This is a genomic window from Kribbella sp. NPDC051936 (genome assembly GCF_040680955.1).
Lineage (GTDB): Bacteria > Actinomycetota > Actinomycetes > Propionibacteriales > Kribbellaceae > Kribbella.
Genome location: NZ_JBFAXS010000009.1, coordinates 352365 through 375228, shown reverse-complemented (window position 1 = coordinate 375228; position 22864 = coordinate 352365). Strand labels below are relative to the sequence as shown.

Annotated in this window: 21 protein-coding genes; 14 read left to right on the top strand and 7 right to left on the bottom strand. The window is 70.0% G+C overall.

The window, feature by feature from the left end:
• Positions 1-206: 206 nt before the first annotated feature.
• Together AB0L64_RS32150 and AB0L64_RS32145 are read left to right on the top strand one after the other, a co-directional pair.
• Entirely contained in the window at positions 207-446 is a 240-nt protein-coding gene (locus AB0L64_RS32150; protein WP_363716252.1) for a hypothetical protein, read from the top strand.
• Positions 422-1192 (top strand): nucleoside hydrolase, encoded by a 771-nt coding sequence (locus AB0L64_RS32145; protein ID WP_363716250.1) that lies wholly within the window; start codon positions 422-424, stop codon positions 1190-1192. Before AB0L64_RS32150 ends, AB0L64_RS32145 begins: the two co-directional genes overlap by 25 nt.
• A gap of 36 nt (positions 1193-1228) precedes the next feature.
• Here the strand turns inward: AB0L64_RS32145 and AB0L64_RS32140 are convergent, their stop codons facing one another.
• Positions 1229-1801, bottom strand: a complete 573-nt coding sequence (locus AB0L64_RS32140) for a hypothetical protein (RefSeq protein WP_363716248.1) — start codon at positions 1799-1801, stop codon at positions 1229-1231.
• A gap of 258 nt (positions 1802-2059) precedes the next feature.
• Here AB0L64_RS32140 and AB0L64_RS32135 point away from each other — a divergent pair, with 258 nt between their 5' ends.
• Positions 2060-4126: a sensor histidine kinase gene (locus AB0L64_RS32135; protein WP_363716246.1), complete on the top strand. Its 2067-nt coding sequence runs from the start codon at positions 2060-2062 to the stop codon at positions 4124-4126.
• On the top strand, positions 4119-4769 hold the full coding sequence (locus AB0L64_RS32130; RefSeq protein ID WP_363716244.1) for a response regulator transcription factor: 651 nt from the start codon (positions 4119-4121) through the stop codon (positions 4767-4769). Before AB0L64_RS32135 ends, AB0L64_RS32130 begins: the two co-directional genes overlap by 8 nt.
• Here AB0L64_RS32130 and AB0L64_RS32125 read toward each other — a convergent pair whose 3' ends face one another.
• A complete protein-coding gene (locus tag AB0L64_RS32125) occupies positions 4770-5342 on the bottom strand; it encodes an ABATE domain-containing protein (protein WP_363716242.1) in 573 nt (190 codons plus the stop codon).
• 84 nt (positions 5343-5426) lie between these two features.
• On the opposite strand from AB0L64_RS32125, the gene AB0L64_RS32120 reads away from it, so the two are divergent.
• On the top strand, positions 5427-6608 hold the full coding sequence (locus AB0L64_RS32120; protein ID WP_363716241.1) for an MFS transporter: 1182 nt from the start codon (positions 5427-5429) through the stop codon (positions 6606-6608).
• On the opposite strand, the gene AB0L64_RS32115 is transcribed toward AB0L64_RS32120, so the two are convergent.
• The 3 genes from AB0L64_RS32115 to AB0L64_RS32105 are packed head-to-tail and all read right to left on the bottom strand — an operon-like array spanning position 6545 to position 9501.
• Positions 6545-7339 carry an alpha/beta hydrolase gene (locus AB0L64_RS32115; protein ID WP_363716239.1) on the bottom strand — a complete coding sequence of 265 codons (795 nt, stop codon included), beginning with the start codon at positions 7337-7339 and terminating at the stop codon, positions 6545-6547. The two genes, AB0L64_RS32120 and AB0L64_RS32115, sit on opposite strands and share 64 nt — an antisense overlap.
• 48 nt (positions 7340-7387) lie before the next feature.
• Complete coding sequence (locus AB0L64_RS32110; protein WP_363716237.1) at positions 7388-8584, bottom strand: M20 family metallopeptidase; 1197 nt, start codon at positions 8582-8584, stop codon at positions 7388-7390.
• A complete protein-coding gene (locus AB0L64_RS32105) occupies positions 8581-9501 on the bottom strand; it encodes a 5'-3' exonuclease (protein ID WP_363716462.1) in 921 nt (306 codons plus the stop codon). The genes AB0L64_RS32110 and AB0L64_RS32105 overlap by 4 nt, the downstream gene beginning before the upstream one ends.
• Positions 9502-9656: 155 nt before the next feature.
• Between AB0L64_RS32105 and AB0L64_RS32100 the strand changes: the two genes are divergently transcribed.
• Genes AB0L64_RS32100 through AB0L64_RS32090 form a run of 3 tightly spaced genes read left to right on the top strand, consistent with a single transcriptional unit; the run spans position 9657 to position 11937 of the window.
• The gene (locus AB0L64_RS32100) at positions 9657-10799 is read left to right on the top strand and encodes an endonuclease/exonuclease/phosphatase family protein (RefSeq protein WP_363716235.1); all 1143 of its coding nucleotides are present in this window, start codon (positions 9657-9659) and stop codon (positions 10797-10799) included.
• Positions 10800-10837: 38 nt separating this feature from the next.
• Positions 10838-11278 carry an AsnC family transcriptional regulator gene (locus tag AB0L64_RS32095; protein WP_355480903.1) on the top strand — a complete coding sequence of 147 codons (441 nt, stop codon included), beginning with the start codon at positions 10838-10840 and terminating at the stop codon, positions 11276-11278.
• On the top strand, positions 11275-11937 hold the full coding sequence (locus tag AB0L64_RS32090) for an HAD family hydrolase (protein ID WP_363716233.1): 663 nt from the start codon (positions 11275-11277) through the stop codon (positions 11935-11937). The genes AB0L64_RS32095 and AB0L64_RS32090 overlap by 4 nt, the downstream gene beginning before the upstream one ends.
• Here AB0L64_RS32090 and AB0L64_RS32085 read toward each other — a convergent pair.
• On the bottom strand, positions 11931-13631 hold the full coding sequence (locus tag AB0L64_RS32085) for a hypothetical protein (protein ID WP_363716231.1): 1701 nt from the start codon (positions 13629-13631) through the stop codon (positions 11931-11933). The genes AB0L64_RS32090 and AB0L64_RS32085 overlap by 7 nt on opposite strands.
• A gap of 113 nt (positions 13632-13744) precedes the next feature.
• Complete coding sequence (locus AB0L64_RS32080) at positions 13745-15208, bottom strand: lysine 2,3-aminomutase (protein WP_363716229.1); 1464 nt, start codon at positions 15206-15208, stop codon at positions 13745-13747.
• A 142-nt stretch (positions 15209-15350) separates the two neighbouring features.
• Between AB0L64_RS32080 and AB0L64_RS32075 the strand changes: the two genes are divergently transcribed.
• The 6 genes from AB0L64_RS32075 (at position 15351) to lnt (ending at position 22858) form a co-directional block, all read left to right on the top strand.
• A complete protein-coding gene (locus AB0L64_RS32075) occupies positions 15351-16394 on the top strand; it encodes an L-erythro-3,5-diaminohexanoate dehydrogenase (RefSeq protein ID WP_363716227.1) in 1044 nt (347 codons plus the stop codon).
• Between the two features lie 3 nt (positions 16395-16397).
• A complete protein-coding gene (locus AB0L64_RS32070; protein ID WP_363716225.1) occupies positions 16398-17975 on the top strand; it encodes an amidohydrolase in 1578 nt (525 codons plus the stop codon).
• Complete coding sequence (locus AB0L64_RS32065; protein ID WP_363716223.1) at positions 17975-19534, top strand: lysine 5,6-aminomutase subunit alpha; 1560 nt, start codon at positions 17975-17977, stop codon at positions 19532-19534. Before AB0L64_RS32070 ends, AB0L64_RS32065 begins: the two co-directional genes overlap by 1 nt.
• Positions 19531-20283 (top strand): OAM dimerization domain-containing protein, encoded by a 753-nt coding sequence (locus tag AB0L64_RS32060; RefSeq protein WP_363716221.1) that lies wholly within the window; start codon positions 19531-19533, stop codon positions 20281-20283. Before AB0L64_RS32065 ends, AB0L64_RS32060 begins: the two co-directional genes overlap by 4 nt.
• Positions 20284-20673: a hotdog domain-containing protein gene (locus AB0L64_RS32055; RefSeq protein WP_359927927.1), complete on the top strand. Its 390-nt coding sequence runs from the start codon at positions 20284-20286 to the stop codon at positions 20671-20673.
• Between the two features lie 616 nt (positions 20674-21289).
• Positions 21290-22858 (top strand): apolipoprotein N-acyltransferase, encoded by a 1569-nt coding sequence (gene lnt / locus AB0L64_RS32050; RefSeq protein ID WP_363716218.1) that lies wholly within the window; start codon positions 21290-21292, stop codon positions 22856-22858.
• Positions 22859-22864: the final 6 nt, after the last annotated feature.

The following is a 22864-nucleotide window of genomic DNA, read 5'->3' as shown; positions in this document are numbered from 1 at the left end:
GCGGCTTGCGGAGTTCCTCGACTCCTTCGTGTATCGGGCCGACAACCGGCAGGTGGAGGCGTTGCAGCGGACCTTGGACCGCGCGCAGGTGCCGGAACGTGACCGGCAGGCGACCTGGGCCGCGTACGAGCGGTGCGGGAGTGACGGCGACAAGCAAGTGTTCGTCGAGAATGCGTTCAGCGCGATGCGGAAGGGTGGAAGTGGCGATGGGCGAGCATCGCGAAGAGGATCCCGTGGCGGAGTGGATGGCGCTTGCGGGATGGGCCGCGATCTTTGACGAGTCCGACGATCTCGGCTTGATCGCCGGCGGGCCGCCACCGTCGCCCGGCCCGCCGGCGATCGCCACGGCGCCGATGATCATCGACACGGATCTGGGTGGGGATCCGGACGACACGGTGGCGCTGGTGGTGGCGGCTCGGCGGTGCCGGAGTTGCGGTTGGTGGTGACGTGCGACGAGTACGGCGGGGAGCGGGCGCGGCTCGTTCGGTACCTGCTGGATCTGGCGGGTCGGCCGGATGTGCGCGTCGTGGCTGGTTCCGATCTGGGGAACAGCCGGATGTGGGTGATGGACGGGGTCTGTCCAGCTGAGGTGCCTCGGCAGGACACCGATGTGGTCGGTGTGATCGACGAGGTCTGCTCGGGAATCGAGGGACGGATTCGCTGGGTCGGCATGGGACCGCTGTCGAACCTTGCGCGGCTGCAACGCGAGGCGCCGGTGCTGATCCCGCGGATGGCGGTCACGCAGATGGGTGGGGCGATCAAGTATCGGGATCCGTCGCGGGCCGAACACAACTTCCGGGTGGACACGGAGGCGGCGATCCGGATGGTGCCGGAGCTGGGACGGTGGAATCCGAGGTTCGTGCTGTCGGACGTGACGTTCAACCCGGCGATGGAGATCACCCGCGAGTCCGCGCTCTACCAACGCTGGGGCCGCCCGGACGCGCGGCCGTGGGAGCGGGTGCTGCGCGAGCACTTCGACCGCTGGATGGTGAAGTATCCGGGGTCCATGCAGCACGATGCGCTGACACTCGCGGCCGCGATGCTCTGGCCGGGTGTGCGGTTCGTGCGTGAGCATGTCGCGCTGGACGGCATCGGGCGGATGAGTCCGACGGCGGACGGCGAGGAGATCGCGCTGTCGATCTCGGCGGACTATGCGGCCTTCATGACCTGGCTGGAGAACGCTTTGCACTAGGGAAGGGCCGCCGTGTGGGCGGCGGCCCTTCTGGGATCACGTCCGTGGTAGGACGAGGCGGGGGTTTCGGGTCAGCAGGATGCCGAGGGTTGCGTAGCCGATGAGGAGGTGGGTGCCGCCGATCCAGCGGGAGGCCTCGGTGCCGAGGAGGATGTACGACGGGACTGTGACGACTGCCCAGCTCTCCGCGACCAGTGGCCACCAGCGGAGGACGCCCTGCCAGCGGCCGGCGACGGCAAGCTTGACGGCGATGACGGCCATGCCGAGCATCGACAGTGGCCAGCAGATGTCCATCGGCGCCAGCCACGCGGCGGCTTGCAGGTCCGTCGGCAGGACGCCGTGCAGCAGGGACCAGAGGCTCGCGATGCCGAGGATCACGGCCTCGGCCTTCAGGAACCTTCGGGCGGCCCGCCCGGTACCGATCGCGCCGGTGCGGTACTGCACCGCCAGCAAGCAGAAGATGCCGAACTGGAACAGCAGCCCGGTCAGGTCGCCGATCCGGCCCGGGATGCCGTGCGGGTCCGTCGTGAACACGAAGATGCTCGCGGCCCACGCCAGCGTCCCCATCGTCAGCCCGAGACCGAGCCGCTGAACCGCCCGCTCCGACATCCCGGAAGCCGCGGAAGCCCGGGAAGCCGTCGAAGCCCCGGAAGCCTCGGAAGCGCCGTGGCGCGGTGGCAATGCGTCGGTACGTGCTCTGGCTGGTGTTGTGGTCATGGTGTCCTCCCCCTGAGGTTCGTTGTCGATCACGAGTCTTCGGGGCGCGCCGACCCGGCCGACAGGGCCTCGGGTCCTCGCGAGTGTCCCGAAGACATTCGGGACAACTGACCCGCGACGCCGGGACACACTCTGAGTCACAATGCAGCGGTGGGGGAGGAGACACGGAGGGGATGGGGGCCGGCTGCACTCGGGGCAGCCGTCCTTCTGCTGTGTGCGGCCACCGTGGTCCTCGACCTGCGCAACGGCACCGACATTCCGTCCGCCGCCGAGCTGGACGCGGGCTGGACGTCCGCCCTGTCGGGTCTGGCCCTGGTCGTCCCCGGCCTTCTGCTCCTTCACCGCCTGCCGAGACACCCGGTCGCGTGGGTCCTGACCGGCTCCGGCCTGCTCTGGGTGGTCGACGGCTTCGCCTCGAGCTGGGCGGCGTACGCGGTGTACACGCATCCCGGGCTGCCTGGCGCGTCCGCCGCGTACTGGTTCTACGCCCGGATCGGCGCCTTCCTGTTGCTCGGCCTGCCGCTGCTGATCCTGATCTTCCCGGACGGGCGACTCGTCGCCGGCCGCTTCTGGCGTGGTCTGTCGATCGCCGGCATCGGCCTCACGACGCTGCTACCGCTGCTCCTGCTCGTTGCGCCGAGCTCCGTGATGGAGCGCTACCACTCGGCGGCCCTGCCACCGGAGATCGCCCGGCTGTCGCTCGATCCGCTCAGCATCGAGCTGCCGTACGACGTCTGGGCCGCGCTCTTGCGGATCGCGTACAGCGCCGTGATCGTGAGCCTCGTCGTACCTTTCCTGGTCACCGTGCACCGCTACCGCCGAGCCGGCCGGAGCAATGACCGCGACCGCAAGGCGCAGATCCGTTGGCTGATGTGGGCCGCGCTGGTCGACATGCTCGTGCTGATCGTGCCCTTCCACAACCCGCCCGCCGTACCGGCCGTCCTGTTCGGTCTCGCGATCGCGCTGACGTCCGCGGCGGTCGTCGTCGCGGTCACCAAGCACCAGCTGTACGCCGTCGATCGGCTGCTCTCGGCCACCTTCCTGTACGGCGTTCTGGCGGTGCTCGTGGTCGGCGTCGACCTGGCGGTGTTCGCGATCGCGGGCGGGGTGCTCGGCGAGCGCAACGCCGCGCTCGTCGCGATCGCCGTGGTCGCGGTGGTCTACGCTCCGCTGCGCGACCGGCTGTGGCGCTGGGTTCGGCGCCTGGTCCGCGGCTCGCGCGAGGATCCGTACGCCACGATGTCCACGCTCGCCGAGCGGCTCGAGTCGGCCGCGGATCCGGAGCGGCAGTTGGGTGCGGTGGCCCAGACGGTCGCGGAGGCGTTCCGGTTGCCGTACGTCCGGGTCGAGATCGACCGGCCCGGCGGGGAGCGGGTGACCGTCGAGCACGGCCGCGAAGCCGGCCGGGCGCACGCCCTGCCGGTCGGGTATCGCGGTGAGCCGATCGGGCGGCTGGTGTTCTGCGCGGGCGGCGGTACGGCGTTGTCCGAGCGGGACCAGCGCCTGCTCGGAGACCTCGTGCGCCAGGCGGCCGCCGCAGCGCGGGCGAGCGAGCTCAGTGCCGAGCTGCAGAAGAGTCGCAGCCGATTGGTCGCCGCACGCGAGGAGGAGCGGCGCCGGATCCGGCGGGACCTGCACGACGGCCTCGGCCCGAGTCTCGGCGCTGTGGCGCTGCGCATCGAGACCGCGCGCAACCTGGCCGGGTCGGCCCCCGCGGAGGCCGACCGGATGCTCGAGCTCGCGAGGAGCGAGGTGGCGGCCGCGCTGGCCGACGTACGACGGCTGGTGCACGACCTGCGGCCGCCGGCGCTCGACGAGCTGGGGCTGGTGCGGGCGATCGAGCAGCAAGCGGAGCGGTTCCGGCTCGGCGGACTGCGGGTGTCCGTCGACGCCGGCGCCCTCGGACCGCTTCCGGCCGGTGTCGAGGTCGCGGCGTACCGGATCGCGTCGGAGGCGCTGACCAACGTCGCGCGTCATGCGAAGGCGTCGCGGTGCGAGATCCAGCTGCGGCTGGAGAACGCGACGCTGGAATTATCGGTGACCGACGACGGTGTCGGGATCGGTGCCGAGGTGAGTGCGGGGGTTGGCATGCTGTCGGTGCGTGAGCGAGCCGCTGAGCTCGGGGGAGTCTGCAGCGTGAGCTGTCCGCCGGCGGGTGGCACTGTGGTCCAGGTCAGGCTGCCCTTGGACGCTGTACCGGAGGTTGTGAATGGCTGAGGCGGTGCGCGTGATGCTGGCCGACGATCACCCGGTCTACCGGGACGGGTTGGCCGCCCTGCTCGGGTCTCTGGACGGCGTCGAGGTCGTCGGTACGGCGTCCGACGGTGTGGAGGCCGTGGACCGGGCGCGCGAACTGCAGCCCGACGTGGTCGTGATGGATGTGCAGATGCCGCGGCTGGACGGGATCGAGGCGACCCGGGCGATCACCTCGGACAGTCCGCACATCGGTGTCGTCGTGCTGACGATGGCCGAGGAGGACCAGACGCTGTTCGCGGCGATGCGGGCCGGTGCCCGTGGCTATCTGCTGAAAGGCGCCAACCAGGCGGAGATCCTGCGGGCGATCACCGCGGTCGCGCAGGGCGAGGCGATCTTCGGGCCGGCGATCGCCCGCCGGGTGGCCGAGTTCTTCGCAGCGGAGCCGGTAGCGACCCCGAACAGTCCTTTCCCGCAGCTGACCGCGCGCGAGCAGGAGATCCTCGCGCTGGTCGCCGCCGGGCGTTCGAACGCCCAGATCGCCGCCGAGCTCTTCCTGTCACCGAAGACGGTTCGCAACAACGTCTCGAACATCTTCGCCAAGCTGCACGTCGCCGACCGGGCCGAGGCGATCATCCAGGCCCGCAACGCCGGCCTCGGCCGTTGACTATCCGGCGGTACGCCGGGCGTAGGCGCGGGCGGCTCGGACTCGGTCGCCGCAGCGGGTGGAGCACCAGTGGCGGCGGCCGTGGCGGATCAGGTAGCGGTTGCACGGGGTGGCGTCGCAGGCGGTGAGGGCTTCGGCCTCGGGGCTGGTGAGGAGGTCGGCGGTGCCGGCGGCGATGGTGGCCAGGGCGTGCTCGAGGATCTCGTTGGTGGGACAGGGAGCGGCTCGGTACGGCCCGGTCTTGTCGTCCCAGTGCAGGAGCTGGGCGGTCGGGACGCGGGTCAGGGCGTCGTTCACTGCGTCCAGCGCCGCGGGCAGGGCCGGCGCGCCGCTGACGCGCGCGGCGAGCAGTGAGCGGACGTGCTCGCGGAGGGCGCGGAGCTGGGTCGCGCACATCTCCTGTACGTCGGCGTCCTCGGGCGCGAGGTTGTGGGCTGTGAGCCACTCGTTCACCGAGGCCGGGCTGCCGAGCAGGTCGACGTACTGCCCGCCCGGGAGCGCGATCGCCGTATTGGCGAAGTCCAGCGCGAGATGAGCGTCGGCGCCGGGTGCGGGCGGCAGCGGTGACTCCATGGCTCTCATGGTACAGGTTGCGCTCATCCGTGAGAAAGATCTAGGGTTCTCACGGATGTAAGCCAATCTATCCGTGAGGTAATCGTGAAGCTGACAGCGTTGCTGGTCTGCGTGTTCGGAGTGACCACGGGGGAGTTCGTGGTGGCCGGGATCCTCCCGGCGGTGGCCGGGGACCTGGGGGTTTCGATCCCGGCGGCGGGCCTGCTCGTCACGGCGTACGCGCTGGGGATGATCGTCGGCGGCCCGTTGCTGACGGCAATCACTGCCGGCCGGCCGCGCAAGCCGCTGGTCCTCGCGCTGCTGGCGGTCGCCGTCACCGGGAACCTGCTGTCCACGATCGCACCCGGGTACGGCGTGCTGTTCGCCGCGCGGATCGTGACGGCACTCGTCACCTCGACGTTCTTCGCCAACGCGATCGTGATCGCCACCGCCTCCGCGCCACCGGACAAGAAGGCGTCGACCGTCGCGAAACTTGCCTTCGGCATGAACCTGGCGATGATCCTCGGCGCCCCGCTCGGCACCTGGATCGGGGAGGCGTTCGGCTGGCGGACGACGTTCGCGGCGATCACGGCCTGCTGCGCGACCGGCCTGGTGCTCGTCGCGCGCTTCGTGCCCGACGCCCAGCCCGGCGTCCGCACCCGGGCGTTGGGGGAGTTCGCCGTGTTCCGCAGCCGCGAACTGCTCCTCGCGATCGCGATCACCGCCGTCGCCAACATCGGCGTACTGATGGTGTTCACCTACCTCGCACCCCTGCTGACAGGCCCCGCATCGTTCCCGGCGGCGGCCGTCGCGCCGATGCTGCTGGTGTACGGCGTCGGCGCGACGATCGGCAACCTGGTCGGCGGCCGTCTGGCGGATCGGGCCCTGCTGCCGTCCCAGCTCGGCGCGCTCGCACTCCTCGTCGTTCTGCTCGTCGTCCTGAGGCTGAGCCCGAGCACGACACTGACCGGCGTGCTCGTGTTCGCCCTGGGCGCGGTCGGCTTCTCCGTGGTCCCCGGCATGCAGGCCAGAGTCCTGACCACCGCCGCGACAGCCCCGACGCTGGCGATCGCGGTCAACGCCTCGGCGTACCAGGTCGCGGCGGCCTTCGCCGGCTGGCTGGGCGGTCGCGTCATCGCCGGCCACGGCCTGACCGCGATCTACGTCGTCGCGGCGGGCACCACCGTCCTCGGCGCCCTACTCACCGCCGTGGCGTTGCGGAGTCACGCCAGTACACGGCTCACGAACTCCCGGAAGCCGTCCGGCGCCGAGAACATCGGCATGTGATCAGCCTCCGGCAGCACCGTCAGCTCGGCGTACGGCGCCTGCGCGGCCAGCCGCCGTCCCCAGAGCTGAGTGCCGTCGAAGTCGCGGCCACCGATCAGGACGGAGATCGGCGTGGTGACTTCGGTGAAGCGGTGTTTGACGGGTGGGTCGAGCTCGACGCCGTGGTGAACAGGCATCGTCATGACACGCGAGTTCGCGATCTCCAGACCGACAAGCAGCCGCCGGTCGTCGCCGCGGACCGCCGGGCACCAGCCTTGGACGTCGTGCTCGGCAGCAGCCGGTATGCCGTCGGACTCGAGCACCTTGGCCTGCCGCGCGAAGTGAGCGCGCATCACGACCCGGGCGGCCTCTTCGGCCGGTGTCGGGTCCGGGAACTCGCCGAACGATCCGCCGACGACGCAGAGGTGCCTGACCCGAGCAGGATGTCGATGCGCGAACCCGAGCCCGCGCCGCCCGCCGTCGGAGACCCCGACCAGCACGGCACGCTCGATACCTGCCGCATCGAGTACGGCGGCCAGGTCGGCGATCTCGTCGTACTCGCGGTCGGCCGGTGACGACAGGCCGGTGTCGCGGTAGTCCCAGGTCGTGACGCGGTGCGTCTCCGCGAGCCAGGCCACGGTCGACGACCACATGCGGACATCAGCCAGGCCGCCGTTGAGCAGGACGACATCCGGGCCTGCACCGTGCTGCTCGAAGTACAGGTAACCGTCGGGAACGTTGACGAAGGGCATGCGGGCAGTCTGCTGCAGCACGGACTGCCCGCCTATCGGGAATTCTCCCTAGCCGGCCCGGTTCAGACGGCGGACGGCGAGCTCGGCCAGCAGCGCCGCCCCGTCCGGCAGGACCGAGTCGTCGAAGTTCGCCAAGGGGGAGTGGTTGTCGGGTGCCGCGTCCGGATCGGCGGAGGCGCAGGCACTGAGGTTGAGATAGACGCCCGGGACCTCCTGCAGGACATAGGAGAAGTCCTCCGCGCCGCAGCGCGGGTTGGGACGCTCGCGGAACCGGTCGGCGCCGAACACGTCCACGATCGTCTCGCGGGCGAACTCGAACTCCGCCTCGTTGTTGACCGTCACCGGGTAGCCGACCTGGTACTCGGCCTCGACCTGCACGCCGTGTGCGGCCGCGAGCCCCTCGACCAGCTGGATCGATGCCTCCTGCACCTTCGCCCGCGCCGCCTCGGAGAACGTCCGCACGGTCGCGTCGAAGAACGCGTCGTCCGGGATGATGTTCTCCTTCGTGCCGCCCGCGATCCGGCCGACCGTGAGCACCACCGGGTCGAACACGTCGAACTGACGCGTGACGAGGGTCTGCAACGCGGTCACGATCTCGCACAGCACCGGGATCGGGTCCTTGCCCCGGTACGGCGTCGAGCCGTGCGTGCCCGCGCCGACGACGCGCACGTGCAGCTGATCGGCCGCCGCCATGAACGAGCCGGGCCTGCTGCTCCACATCCCCAGCGGCTGCGAGGACGAGCCGACGTGCAGCCCGTACGCCGCGTCGGCCCGTCGGCCCGCCGCGTCGAGCACGCCCTCGCGGATCATGATCGGCGCGCCGCCGGACGTCTCCTCGCCCGGCTGGAACATGAACACCACGTCACCCGGCAGCTCGTCGCGCAGCGCCGACAGCACCTTCGCGGCGCCGACGAGGCCCGCGACGTGCAGGTCGTGACCGCAGGCGTGCATCATCCCGGGATGCTGGGAAGCGAACGGCACGTCGGTCCGCTCGGTGACGGGCAACGCGTCCATGTCCCCGCGCAGGAGCACCACCGGGCCGGGCCCGGCGCCGCCCCGCAGTACGGCGGTCACCGAGGACAGCTCCTTGCCGAGCGTGATCTCCAGCGGCAGACCGGCGAGCGCGTCCAGGATCAGCTGCTGCGTCTTCGGCAGGTCCAGGTCGTACTCCGGGACCTGGTGCAGCGCCCGGCGCAGCGTGACGATCTCCTCGCGGAACTGCTCCGCCAGCTCGCGCGTGCTCACGCCTTCGGGCCCAGGTCGAGCGCGGTCATCACGCGCTGGGCGCTGCTGCCGAGCTCGAGCAGCTCGACGAGGTCCAGCCAGCGCTCCGGGTCCTTGATCTCGCGCGGCATCGTCGCGTCGTACGTCCCGACCGGGGCGTCCTTCGCGACCGCCACCACCTTCGGCGCGACGTCCAGGTAGTCGCTGTCCGCCAGGATCTTCTTCTTCACCCCGGGCGCCATCGGCGTCGACGGGTCGGCGGCCGCGGCGCGGATCGCGTCCAGGTCGCCGTACGACGTGACCAGCGCGGCGGCAGTCTTCTCGCCGATCCCCTTCACGCCGGGCAGGCCGTCGGACGCGTCACCGCGGAGCGTGGCGAAGTCGGCGTACCGCTGGGCGGGGATCTCGTACTTCGCGAGCAGCGCCTTCTCGTCGTACACCTCGGCGCGGCCGACGCCGCGGGCGGCCGTGTAGACGACCCGGACGCCGCGGCTGTCGTCGATCAGCTGGAACAGGTCGCGGTCGCCGGTGACCACGTCGACCGGCATCGTCGCCTGATGCGACAGCGTGCCGATCACGTCGTCGGCCTCGTGGTCCGGTGCGCCGACGACGGCGATGCCGATCGCCTCCAGGCAGGCGCGGATGTACGGCACCTGGACCTCCAGGCGGTCCGGGACGTCCTCGACCTGCTCGCCCTTCGGCGTCACGAACTCGACCCGCTGCGCCTTGTACGACGGGATCAGCGCGACCCGCCAGGACGGGCGCCAGTTGTCGTCCCAGCAGGCGACCAGGTGGGTGGGCCGGTGATTCTCGGTCAGCCGCGCGATGAAGTCGAGCAGCCCGCGGATCGCGTTGGTCGGCGTACCGTCGGCGGCCTTCATCGTGTCGGGCACGCCGAAGAACGCACGGAAGTACAACGACGCGGTGTCGAGCAGCATCAGGCGCTGTCCTGTCTCAGCCATAGGGGGATGCTTTCACAGCCCGCCGACAGCTCGCGATGCACAAGCCCTTGCCACCGGCGCGTGGTAGACCAAGGATCAGTACCGACCCTGGGGAGGGGATGCGGATGCTTCGGTCGTGGTTGTGCAGGCTGATGGTGGTTCTTGGAGTGCTTGCGGTGCCGCTGCACGCGGTGCCGGCGTCGGCGAACGTGGACAAGCCCGTGACAGTGATGACGCGCAACCTGTACCTCGGCGCGGACATCCAGCGGCCGATCGAGGCCACCGCCGGACTCACCGGCGCGGCGGCGTTCGTCGCGCTGGGCAACGCGAACCACGTGACGCGCGCGATCGTGGACAGGACGAATTTCCCGCGCCGCAGTCAGCTGCTCGCCGAGGAAATCTCCACGGCGAAGCCGGATCTGGTCGGGCTGCAGGAGGTCGCGCTCTGGAGGCACGGGCCTCTGGAGCTGCCCGGGTCGGGGAGTCCGGGCGCACTGAACGCGACGACCGTCGACTACGACTACCTGGCGATCCTGCTCCAGGACCTGCGCCGGACGGGCGTTCCGTACAAGGCGGTCGTCGTCCAGCAGGAGTCCGACGTCGAAGCGCCGTCCTTCGTCGGGAACCCGTTCACGGGTACGGCGACCGACGGGCGGGACGTGCGGCTCACGATCCGTGACGTGATTCTGCTCCGGGCATCGAGCAACCTGCGGGTGCTGGACTCGGGCAGCGGTCAGTACAACGCCAGGCTTGTGCTGTCGGTCGCCGGTCTCCCGGCGACGTTCGTGCGCGGGTACAACTGGGTGGACGTCGCGCACGGCTCCGGGCGTCCGTTCCGCTTCGTCAACACGCATCTGGAAGCGTTCAGCTCCGACCTGGCGCTGGCCCAGGCGGCCGAGTTGCTCGCCGGGCCCGCGGCCGACCGTGGCCGGACGACAATCATCGGTTGCGACTGCAACTCCGATCCGCTGAACAGCTCGGTGAAGCCGCACGACCATGTTCCGCACAAGGCGCCGTACGACTTCATCACCGGTCCTGGCCGATTCACCGACCTCTGGCTGACCTGGAGGCCCGCGAACCAGGGCTGGACGTCCGGGCTGAACGAGACAGTCGACGAGCCGGCGCCGCCGTCGTTCGACCACCGCATCGACATGATCTTCGCGCGCCCGGCGCCCGGCGAGCAGGTCCGGGTGATCGCGGGCGCGGTGACCGGCGCGGACAGTTCGGCCAAGGATCCGGTCACCGGCCTGTGGCCGTCGGACCACGCCGGGGTCGTGCTCACCGTCGCGAGATGACGAGCGGGCGGAGGGTTTCCTCAAGTAGTGTCTCCAGGATGGAGGACCTGGACCGCAAGATCGTCGGCCTGCTCGCGTCCGACGGCAGGATGAGCTTCACCGACCTGGGCAAGGCGACCGGCCTGTCCACGTCCGCCGTGCACCAGCGGGTGAAGCGGCTCGAGCAGCGCGGCATCATCCAGGGGTACGCCGCGACCGTCGACCACACGGCGCTCGACCTGCCGCTCACCGCGCTGATCGCGATCCGGCCGATCGACCCGTCCCAGGCCGACGACTCACCGGAGCGGCTCCGCGACGTCCGGGAGATCGAGTCCTGCTACTCGGTGGCCGGCGACTCCAGCTACATCCTGGTGGTCCGGGTCGCCTCGCCGGCCGCGCTGGAGAACCTGCTGGCCGTGATCCGGGCCCGCGCGAACGTGTCCACGACCACGACGATCGTGCTGAGCACGCCGTACGAGCGCCGTCCGCCGGCGCTGTGAAGGTTCTGCTCAGCGACCTGTTCAGCACGCTGATCCACGGCGGCGACGTTTCGCGCGACCTGGTGAACGCCCGGATGGGCACAGTCCTGGGCGTCGACCCGGCAGCGTTCCAGGCGGCCTTCGACGCTTCGTCGTACGAGCGGTTCACCGGGGCGTACGGCGACCTGCCGAGCACCTTGCGCGTCATCGCCGAGCGCTGCGGAGGCACCCCGACCGACGAACAGGTGCAGGAGGCAACAAGCCTGCGCCGAGCCCTCGCCCAACGACTGCTGGGCACGGTGCCGACGGCGACCCTGGAAACGCTGGCCGCCTTCAAGGCCGCAGGCTGGCGGATCGGCCTGGTCAGCAACATCACCGCGGAAACCCAGCTCCAATGGCCCGGCAGCCCGCTGGCCCGCTACTTCGACGCAACCGCCTTCTCAGCCGAGGTAGGCGCCGCCAAGCCCGACCCGGCAATCTACAAAACCGCCTGCGCGGCCCTGTCCGCCAACCCCCAGGACTGCCTCTACGTAGGCGACGGCAACGACAACGAACTCCCCGCCGCCGCCTCCCTCGGCATGCACACCATCCGCACCCTCGAACACGCCAACAGCGCCCCAACCTGGCAAGGCCCAACCATCAACACCTTCGCCGAACTGACCAGCTACCTGGTTCAGTAGCCGCCGGCTTCGACGAGCTGCGACGCGAACGTCAGTACCTGAATCTTGCCCTTGCCTTTTGGCGGCACGAGAAGTACAGCCTCATGGATGGTCGTCGAGGTGAGGGCCGTTTCGTACTTCACGGTCGGAGGACTGTAAACGCTCTCGGGAAAACTGTCCCACCAGAACTGCCACCGGTACCCCACCTGCAGCCTGTACTTGTGGGTCAACGAGACGAACACCACCGCCGTACCGGACTTGGTGACGAACGCGGGAGACTCCGCGGGTGCTGTGAAGGTGTTCGTGAGGCTGAGGACGGACCCGGGATCCTTGGCCTGCTCGGCTTTGTCGTCGGCGATATCCGCGAACAGCGCCGCGATGTCCGCGTTCGCCTGGAATGCCGTGGCGCGCGGTGACTTCGGTCCGTCCGTCAGGTACGTCGCCAGGCTCGGTGCGACGGCCTGAGTTGCGGAGGCAAGCTTGGTGTCATCGGCCGCGGTCGCGACACGCAGACCGACCAGGTCAGGCAGCTTGGTGGTTGTCCTCAGCGCGGCCGCGAACGTCAGCTTCCAGGTGCTGCCGGCGGTGGCGCGTTCCCACACGCCGAGATGGCGGTAGTCCTTCTCGCCGGACAACCCGGCCGAGCTGACGAACCGCATCGGGTAGCCGCCGAAGAGCGGCGAACCGATCACAGGGTTCGTGTAGGAGTGCACCCCCGCCGGCTTCGCCTTGACGGCCCGCGCGATCTCGCCCCAGGCCTGACTCTGCCGGAGACGGTCGCCGCCTTCGACCGCCGCGAGCAACTCGTCGTTCATCGTGCTGTTGGCCTTGCTGCTCACGTCGTTGTAGTGCCTGATCACGGCTGCCGCTGCCGTGTCGCTGATCGCGGGACGGGTCAGCTCTTTCACGGTGTCGACCGGCGGTACCGCCGAACACCCAGTAACTAGCCCGACCACAAGCACGAGTCCGCCGCCCCGGCGGATGGCGCGCGGCGCCGCAGGTGCCGGCTGCCTGGGCCGGCTTTGACCGGATCGTTGAAGCGGCATGGTGTTCTGGAGATCGCGGACGCGTGAGACGGCCGTGGAGGCATCGAGTGCGTCAGGCTTCGTGGGCCGGCGGCGGAACAGGATGAGGAGGATGCCCAGGGCAAGGAGGAGGATGCCCAGGGCGAAGACGGCGAGGGCGGTCAGGAACGCCTTCGGGATCTCGATGCCGAGGTTGAGTTGTACGTCGGGGGCGGTTTTGCCGTCGGCGTTCATGATGACGACGTCGTACGGGCCGTCCTCGATGGGCCAGGCGATCGACTGGCGGCCGGGGCCGCTCGCCTTGGTGATCCACCAGTCGAGCGTCGCGGGTGCGGTGAGCGGACCTGCCGTACCTTTCGAGTCCTCGGTGGACAGCGCGATCGGGAACTGGACCTGGACGAGCTTGGTGTGGGCGGTGCCGTTCAGGTAGCTGGCGACGTCGAAGTCGCGGGCGACTCCGACGAACACGGGCTGGTCCTTGGCCGACCGTACGTCGACGTGCAGCACGGGCCCGTTCCGGTTCAGCAGTTCCGGGGTGCTCGCGATCGCCAGTCCCTTGCTGCTCAACGACTGCTCGCCCGAATGCACCGTGTCATCCGGCCCGATCAGCCAGAACGCGGCCACGCCGCCCACGACAGCAACAATCAGCCCAACCACAGCGAGCAGTACGCCGGCAACCTTGCGAATCACGCGGTGATGCTAGCGGTTGCCGAGCGCATCCAATGGGTCACGCTGAGAGAATTGCAGGAAGTTGCAAAGTCTTCGGTGCCGCCCCCTGCGGTGGCACCGAAGACGGTTCTGGGTTAGTTGATGTCCAGGAGCTTCTGGGACTCGGCGGCCGCGCGGGAGGCGGCGGCTCGTTGCTCGGCTTCGGCGAGGTGGTTGCCGGCGTGCTGGGTCCACCAGTCCTGGCCCTCGCGGGGGAGGGTGTCGATCGGGTCGTAGTACTCGTAGGTGCGGTTGAGCGCCTCGGGGTCCTGCTGCTCGATACCGGTGCGGTAGTTCTTCTTCCAGTACGAGATGCCCCGCACCTCGTCGTACTCCGACAGCTGGTGCACCCAGCGCTTGCCGACGTACGGCACGTCGCAGACGATCCGCGGCGTCGCGAAGCCCGGCAGGTAGCCGAGGATGCCGTGCTGCAGGTGCTGCGCCTCGCGCACCGAGACCCGCCAGTGCTCCGAGAACGGGATCATGTCGCACATGTAGAAGTAGTACGGCGTGATGTTCGCGCCGTCGAGCAACGCGAAGCACAGGTCGAGCAACTGCGGGATCGAGTCGTTCACGCCGCGCATCAGGACGCCCTGGTTCCGCACGTCGCGCAGACCGGCCTCGAGCATCGCCTTCGACGCCTCGGCGACCAGCGGCGTCACGGACTGCGCCGCGTTCACGTGCGTGTGCATCGCGAGCATCACGCCGCGGCTGCGCGCCACCGACGCGACGCGCTCCACGCCCGACAGCACGTCGGACGACAGCCAGTGCTGCGGCATCCCCATCAGCGCCTTCGTGGCCAGCCGGATGTCGCGGATGTTCTCGATCTCCAGCAGGCTGGTCAGGAACGCCTCGAGCCGCGGCCAGGGCATGTTCGCGACGTCGCCGCCGGACACGACGACGTCCCGGACCCCCGGCGTGCGGCGCAGGTAGTCGAGCATGTCGTCGAGCCGGGTCTGCGGCTTGGCGACGAACTTCAGCTTGTCGATCACCGGCGTCGAGTTCCCGACCAGGTCCATCCGCGTGCAGTGGCCGCAGTACTGCGGGCACGTCGGCAGGATCTCCGCGAGGACCTTGGTCGGGTATCGGTGGGTCAACCCCTCCGTGGCCCACATCTCGTGCTCGTGCAGCGAGTCCCGGGTCGCGTGCGGGTGCGACGGCCAGTCGGTCCGCCGGTCGCTGAACACGGGCAGCATGTAGCGGCGGACCGGGTCCGCGTAGAACGCCTCGGTGTAGTCGGCGGCGCCGGCCGGGACGATCGTGTTCAGCATCTGCGGCGGCAGCAGCATCGACATCGTCGCGCGCTCGGCCTGGTCGCGGGTGAGGTCCTCGTAGAACCGCTCCTCGAGCAGGTCGCCCATCACCTCACGCAACTGCTTCACGTTCTTCACGCAGTGCGACCGCTGCCACTGCACCGACCGCCACTCGTCGGCGGTGACGTCCTTCCAGCCGGGCAGCCGGGTCCAGTCCGGCTCGACCAGCTCAGTGCGCCGGTAGAGGTACGGCTGGCCGTCGCCAGGCTCCGAAGACGCCAGCTCCGGGGTGATCAGGTCGGTCACAGGTCCTCCGCAGGGACGTGGGGAATGCGGTCTGATGTGAGGATAGCGATAGAACTTCCCTCAGATCCAACAGTACGCCGTAAGAATTCCCGTCACGGCGCGCTGTGAGTAGTATTTTGCCCGACCGCACAGAGGAGGATCAGTGTCATCGAGCCCGGTAGGACTGCACCGCGTACTCGCGCCGTCCGGCGTGTTGCCGCAGGCGGCGGAGAAACTCGACGCCCGTCCCGGTATCTGGCCCGACGAGGTCCGCATCGCGGTCGAGCGCCTGAACCTGGACGCCGCGTCGTACCGCCAGCTGGCCGGGGCGCACGGCGGTGACGGTGCGGCGATCCGCCGGGCGGTCCTGGACATCGTCGAGACCCGCGGCAAGATGCAGAACCCGGTCACCGGCTCCGGCGGGATGCTCGTCGGCGTGGTCGACGAGGCCGGTCCGGATTCGCCGCTCGGGCTCCGCAAGGGCGACCGGGTCGCGACCCTGGTGTCGCTGACGTTGACGCCGCTGCAGATCACCGACGGCCTGCAGGACTGGGACGGCACGAGCGAGCAGGTGCCGGCGCAGGGGCATGCGATCCTGTTCGCCCGGTCGATCGTCGCGAAGCTGCCGGACGACCTGAAGCCGGAGCTCTCGCTGGCAGTCATGGACGTGTGCGGCGCACCGGCGCTGACCGCGCGTGTGGTCGGCTCGTATGTCGACAAAGGCATAAAGCCTGTCGTGTCAGTAATTGGCGGCGCAGGTAAGTCCGGGTCGCTGTCACTGGCCGCGGCGCGGGCGGCGGGTGCGGCGCGCACTATCGGGGTCGTGCCGTTCCAGGCCGAGCATGACCGGCTGACCGAGGCGGGTCTGGCCGATGTCGTCGCGCTGGCCGACGCCCGCGATCCAGTAGCGCTGGCGCAGGCCGTCGAAGCAGCCGGGGGACCCGCGGACATCACTGTCGTGTGCGTCGACGTACCGGGGTGCGAGCACGGCGCGGTCCTGTCCACCGCGGCCGGCGGCACCGTGATCTTCTTCTCGATGGCGACCTCGTTCTCCGCGGCCGCGCTCGGCGCCGAAGGGCTGGCGGCGGACGTCACGATGCTGGTCGGCAACGGGTACGTCCCGGGTCACGCGGACTATGCGATGGAGCTGTTGCGGACCGAGCCGGGTGTCCGTGGTCTGTTCGAGAGCAGGCTGGCGGAGGATTAGGCCGTGCGCACACTTCTGACGAACGGCTCCGTCTACTCGCCCGCCGACCCCCACGCCACCGCGATCGCCTTCGACGACGGGGTGGTGACCTGGCTCGGTGACGACACCGGTGCGGGCTCGTACGCCGACGGCGCCGACGAGGTCGTCGACCTGGACGGCAAGCTGGTCACGCCGGCCTTCGTCGACGCCCACGTCCACACCGCCCAGGCCGGTGCGCTGCTGACCGGTCTCGACCTCGCCGGTACGACGTCACTCACCGACGCCCTGGACCGCCTGGCGGCCTTCGCGGCCAGGCTGCCCGAGGACGCGGTGATCGAGGGCGCCGGGTGGGACGAGACGACGTGGCCGGAGGGCCGGGTGCCGACGGCGCAAGAGCTGGATGCGGCCGGTGGTGGGCGGCGCGTGTACCTGTCCCGGGTGGACGGGCATTCCGGCGTGATCTCCTCCGCCCTGATCCCGACCGCCCACGGAGCTGGGCTGGACAGCACTGGCCGCTTGGAGCGGGACGCGCACCATGCCGTCCGGGACGCGCTGAGCGAGCTGATCGGTCCGGAGCAGCGGCGGATGCACATCACCGCCGCGCTGCAGGCGATGGCCGCGAGGGGGATCGGGGCGTTCCACGAGATGGCGGCGCCGCACATCGGGCCGTTGTGGGAGTTGCCGATCGTCCGCGAGGTGGCCGAGGAGCTCGGCCTGTCGGCGACGCTGTACTGGGGCGAGCCGGGCGCGTTCGAGCACATCGGCACCTACGGGCTCGCGGGCCTGGCCGGCGATCTGAACGCCGACGGCGCACTGGGTTCGCGGACGGCGGCGCTGCGCGAGCCGTACGCCGATCGCGCCGGGCACCGCGGGCACGCGTACCTGACGCCGGAGCAGATCGCCGAGCACGTGGTCGCCTGCACCGAGCGCAACGTGCAGGCCGGGTTCCACTGCATCGGCGACGAGGCGCTCGACAACATCGCCCGCGGGTTCGAGCTCGCCGCCGAGAAGGTCGGCGTGCAGGCACTCGTCGCGGCCCGGCACCGGCTCGAGCACGTCGAAATGGTCGACGAGGCAACGATCGCCGTCCTCGCCCGCTGCGGTGTCGTCGCGAGCGTGCAGCCGATGTTCGACGGCCTGTGGGGCGGTCCGGACGGCATGTACGCCGCCCGCGTCGGCGACCGCTGGCGGGGGATGAACCCGTTCGGTTCGCTGGCCCGTGCCGGTGTCGTCCTCGCCTTCGGGTCGGATTCCCCGGTGACCGAGCTCGGCGGCTGGGAAGCCGTTCGCGCGGCCGCGTTCCACCACGAGCAGTCCGAGCGGATCACCGTCCGGGCGGCGTTCCAGGCGCACACCCGCGGCGGCTGGCGAGCCGCGGGGATCGACGACGCGGGTGTGCTCGCGCCCGGCGCCGCCGCGACGTACGCGATCTGGGAGAGCGACGCGGATCTCGTCGTGCAGACGCCGGACGAGCGCGTCGCCGCCTGGTCGACCGATCCGCGGGCCGGCGTACCGGTGCTGCCGGACCTGAGCCAGGGAACACCCACCTGCGTGCGCACGGCCGTGGGTGGCCGTGTCGTCCATCAAGCCGAGGGATTGTGATGCCGAAGAAGCTCGACCTCGATCCGGTCACCGTCCGGAAGGCGCGCAGCCTCGCGCGCAAGGCCGGCAAGCCGATCGTCGACCTCGCCCGTCAGCACACCACGGTGTCGGTCGAGCGGGCGGTACTGCGACTCGCCGGGCTGACCGGCGCCGACACCGAAGGCATCCCATGGGTGAACCGGCTCGCCGACACCGTGCGCGCCGACGTCGGCCTCGAACACGGGCTCGCGCTGCCGGTCTGGGACGCGCTGCTCCGCGGCGAGGCCGAGGACCTGAGCGTGCTCGCGCAGAAGGCCGCGTCCGGCTCCGTCAGGTTCCGCATGCCGGAGGGCCGCGACGCCGTCCGGGCCAGGTCCGCGGCACGGAAGGTCGCGACCGCCGGGCTGAAGCGGATCGACGGCCGGCGGCGGGAGCGCGACCGGCTCGTCAAGCGGCACGGCGACCCGGAGCAGCGGCCGTGGATCTACCTGATCGTCGCCACCGGCGACATCTACGAGGACATTCCGCAGGCGCAGGCGGCCGCTCGTGAGGGCGCCGACATCATCGCGGTGATCCGGTCGACCGGGCAGTCGCTGCTCGACTACGTACCCGAGGGCGCGACCCGCGAGGGCTTCGCCGGGACGTACGCGACGCAGGAGAACTTCCGGCTGATGCGGGCCGCCCTGGACGAGTCGTCGAAGGAGCTCGGCCGCTACGTCCGGCTGACCAACTACGCCTCCGGTCTGTGCATGCCGGAGATCGCGACGCTGGCCGGGCTCGAGCGGCTGGACATGATGCTGAACGACTCGATGTACGGGATCCTCTTCCGCGACATCAACCCGATCCGGACGTTCGTCGACCAGCGCTTCAGCCGGCAGATCCACGCGCGCGCCGGGATCATCATCAACACCGGCGAGGACAACTACCTGACTACGGCCGACGCGGTCGAGGCCGCGCACACCGTGACGGTCTCGCAGCTGCTGAACGAGTACTTCGCCAAGGAGGCCGGGCTCGAGGACTGGCAGCTCGGGCTCGGGCACGCGTTCGAGATCAACCCGGACCTGCCGGACTCGTTCCGGCTCGAGCTCGCGCACGCGATGCTCGCCCGGCAGCTGTTCCCGAAGGCGCCGCTGAAGTGGATGCCGCCGACCCGGCACATGACCGGCGACGTGTTCCGCGGCTACCTGCTGGACGGGTTCTTCAACCTGGCCGGCGCGATGACCGGGCAGGGCATCCTGCTGGTCGGCATGATGACCGAGGCGGTCGTGACGCCGTGGATCTCGGACCGGGACCTGGCGCTGCAGAACGTCCGGTACGTCTTAGGTGCTGCCGGCAACCTTCACGAGGACTTCCGGCCGGAGCCGAACGGGTTCATCGCGACCCGGGCGCGGCAGGTGCTGGCCGAGTCGGTGGAGCTGCTGGAGGAGATCGTCGACGACGGCCTGCTGAACGCGATCGGCGACGGCACGTTCGGGCTGATGAAGCGGCCGCAGGACGCCGGCCGCGGCCTCGACGGCGTCGCGCGGAAGTCCGCGGAGTACTACAACCCGGCGATCGAGCTGTTGGAGGAGGGCAAGTGAGCATCATCCGGCCGTACGGCGACACGACGGGCGACGGGATGGTGCAGCTGTCGTTCACGCTGCCGGTCCCGCACGACAAGCGGGCCGAGGGCGCGGCGGTCCAGCTGGCCAACAAGATGGGCATGGACCCCGCGCTGGTCGTGCACTCGAAGGCGATCGGCCCGGACTTCACGTTCTTCGTGGTCTACGGCCCGGTGAACCACCTCGTCGACACGTCGAAGGTCGAGGTGATGGAGCGCGACTACCCGCTGCTGTCGCCGAAGGAGGTCAACCTCGCGATCCGCAAGGGCCTGCGCCGCCGCCTCACCGTGGTCGGCGCCTGCATCGGCACCGACGCGCACACGGTCGGCATCGACGCGATCCTGAGCATCAAGGGCTTCGCGGGCGAGAAGGGCCTGGAGTACTACCGCGAGGTGAAGGTGGTGAACCTCGGCGCGCAGGTCGCCGTACCGGAGCTGGTCCGGCGGGCCAAGGCGGACAAGGCCGACGCGATCCTGGTCTCGCAGGTGGTGACGCAGCGCGAGGCGCACGTGCTGAACACCAAGGAGATGTCGGCGGCCTTCCGGGAGGCGTACGCCGAGGACGCGCGGCCGGTACTCGTTGCCGGCGGCCCCCGTTTCACCGAGCAGATGGCCGGCGAGCTCGGTGTCGACCGGGTGTTCGGCCGCGGCACGACGCCGGGTGAAGTGGCCAGTTATCTCGTCGACGCGTTGGTGACCAAGCGCCACGCCTACCGGAGGAGTGCATAGGTGTCGAAGGCAACTGTCGGGCTGACGGTGACGCATCGTCGGTACGTTCCGTACAGCCACGCGCACTACGCCGGCAACCTGGTCGACGGGGCGTACGTGCTGGCCCTGTTCGGGGACGTCGCGACCGAGGTGTGTATCCAGTCGGACGGCGACGAGGGCCTGTTCGCGTCGTACTCCGACGTGCAGTTCCTGCAGCCGCTCCGGGCCGGTGACGTCGTCGAGGTGAAGGCGACGATCAGCCGGGTCGGCAACCGCAGCCGCGACCTCGATTTCAGCGCGTACGTCGTCTGCCGCGGGCGTCCGGACCGGTCCGAGTCGGCGGCCGAGGTGCTGGCCGAGCCGCTGGAGATCACCCGGGCCAAGGGAACCGTTGTCGTACCGGTTGCGTGACGATTGGTTGCCACCGGTAACGATCACGTGGAGTGCCGACACGGCTCTGTAACGTGACTTCGGTGAGGGATCCTCGTTTTCCTTTGCAGGGCAGGCGATCGTGTTACAACGGGCTCAAAGAGCCGGGGAGAGGTTGACACCGTCGCCCTCAGCGAGCATCGTTTTGGGAGTCGTCAATATCCGTTTGTTCAACGGTCACATGAAGTTCGGCCGCCGGATGATCCCGCGACGCTGACCAGGCCAAAGCCAGGCTTGAGTCGACGGGGGCTGAGATCGCCGGTGGTTAGCCCCCCGCGGGGCAGAGGTGGAAGAGGCTCGGCGGCCAGTAGACAACAGCCGCGCGGTGCGCAGCCAGTGCATCGCCGGTTGGTCCGAAGGCACGCCGAGCCTCTTTCCTCTCTTCCGGGGTGAATTGCAGCGGCGTGACCAGTCGACCCGGGTGATTCACCCCGGCCTCGGTACCTTCAGCGGCGTCTGCGCGCACAGGTAGGGCGGTGTGCGCCGGCTGATCGAGTGACACCTGATGGCCGCCGGGCGGATACATTGGCGTGTCCCGGACGTTGTACGGTCGGGCGACCGGCGTGCGCCGGTGACGTGAGGACAAGGGGTTGACCGCGTGGACCGGTTGAATGCGCTGGGACGGCTGCTGCCGCGAGTGGCGGTGGCCGTGGCCGCCGGGGTGCTGCTCGGCTTCGCGTTCGAACCGCACGACCTCCCGTGGCTGACGATCGTCGCCGTTCCACTGTTCCTGGCCGCGCTGAACGGGATCTCGATGAAGGCCGGCTTCCTGGTCGGCGCCGGGTTCGGGATCGCGTACTACGCCGTGCTGGTGCCGTGGCTGAGCGTCATCGGCGGCGATGCCGCGATCGCCCTGGCGATCCTCGAAGGCCTGTTCTACGCCGTGTTCGGGATGTTCGCGACGCAGGTCCTGAAGCTGCGGCTGTGGCCGCTGTGGATCCCTTGTCTGTGGGTGGCGACCGAGTTCGCGACCGCGTCGGTGCCGTTCGGCGGGTTCCCGTGGGGCCGGCTGGCGTGGGCGTTCTCCGACGAGTCGCTGGGCAAGCTGGCCGCCTTCGTCGGTATCCCGGGCCTGAGCTTCGTCGTCGCGCTCGTCGGTGTCCTGGTGTACGCCGTCCTGCGCCGCGGGACCGCGCTGCGGTGGCGGGCCGTCGGGCTCGTCGCCGGGCTGGCGATCGTGTTCGGCAGCGCGCTGATCCCGTTGTCGATCGAGGGCGACGGGAAGACCGTCCGGGCCGCGATGGTACAGGGCAACGTGCCGGGCAAGGGGCTGGAGTTCCTGGGCCGGGCGCGCACCGTGACGCGCAACCACCTGCAGGCCACGCTCGACCTCCAGAAGCGGGTCGAGGCCGGGACCGAGATGAAGCCGGACGTGGTGATCTGGCCGGAGAACTCGACCGACATCGACCCGTACAAGGACGCCGAGACCCGCGCCGACATCGAGGAGGCGGTGAGGGCGGTCGGCGTACCGATCCTGGTCGGCGCCGTCACCGAAGGGCCGGGGGAGAACGAGCGGCAGACCACCGGCATCGTCTGGGACCCGGCCGGCGGCCCGGGGCAGCGGTACGCGAAGCGGCATCCGGTGCCGTTCGGTGAGTACATCCCGTTCCGCGACCAGTTGCTGCCGTACATCAAGCGGCTCGAGATGATCGGCGCCCAGACCGTGCCAGGCGTGGGTCCGGGCGTGATGCCGATCCGCGGCGTCACGTACGGCGATGTGATCTGCTTCGAGCTCGCGTACGACAACGTCATCCAGGACGTGGTCAAGGGCGGCGCCCAGGTGCTGATCGTGCAGACCAACAACGCGACGTACGGCGGGACCGGGCAGCCGGAGCAGCAGTTCGCGATCACCCGGATGCGCGCGATCGAGACCGGGCGCACCGTGCTGATCGCGTCGACGAGCGGCATCTCCGGTGTCATCCGGCCGGACGGGACGGTCGAGCACAAGTCCGCGCAGTTCGTACCGGACGTGTACGTCGCGACGGTCCCGGTGCGCGACGGGCACACCCTGGCCACGATCCTCGGCGGGTGGCCGCAGTGGATCCTCACCGGGCTCGGTCTGCTGGGGCTCGTCCTGGCGCTGGTCGAGCGGCGGCGCGGGCGCGCGGACAAGACACCGCCGCCGGCTTCGGGCTCCGCCAAGCCGCGGGAGAAGGTTCCGGCCTGAGCCTTC

Excerpts from the sequence above, each read along its gene's own strand:
- AB0L64_RS32150 (WP_363716252.1), top strand. The coding sequence starts at position 207 with ATGGGCGAGCATCGCGAAGAGGATCCCGTGGCGGAGTGGATGGCGCTT.
- AB0L64_RS32140 (WP_363716248.1), bottom strand. The coding sequence starts at position 1,801 with ATGTCGGAGCGGGCGGTTCAGCGGCTCGGTCTCGGGCTGACGATGGGG.
- AB0L64_RS32130 (WP_363716244.1), top strand. The coding sequence starts at position 4,119 with ATGGCTGAGGCGGTGCGCGTGATGCTGGCCGACGATCACCCGGTCTAC.
- AB0L64_RS32125 (WP_363716242.1), bottom strand. The coding sequence starts at position 5,342 with ATGGAGTCACCGCTGCCGCCCGCACCCGGCGCCGACGCTCATCTCGCG.
- AB0L64_RS32115 (WP_363716239.1), bottom strand. The coding sequence starts at position 7,339 with ATGCCCTTCGTCAACGTTCCCGACGGTTACCTGTACTTCGAGCAGCAC.
- AB0L64_RS32105 (WP_363716462.1), bottom strand. The coding sequence starts at position 9,501 with ATGCTGCTCGACACCGCGTCGTTGTACTTCCGTGCGTTCTTCGGCGTG.
- AB0L64_RS32100 (WP_363716235.1), top strand. The coding sequence starts at position 9,657 with ATGGTGGTTCTTGGAGTGCTTGCGGTGCCGCTGCACGCGGTGCCGGCG.
- AB0L64_RS32095 (WP_355480903.1), top strand. The coding sequence starts at position 10,838 with ATGGAGGACCTGGACCGCAAGATCGTCGGCCTGCTCGCGTCCGACGGC.
- AB0L64_RS32065 (WP_363716223.1), top strand. The coding sequence starts at position 17,975 with ATGCCGAAGAAGCTCGACCTCGATCCGGTCACCGTCCGGAAGGCGCGC.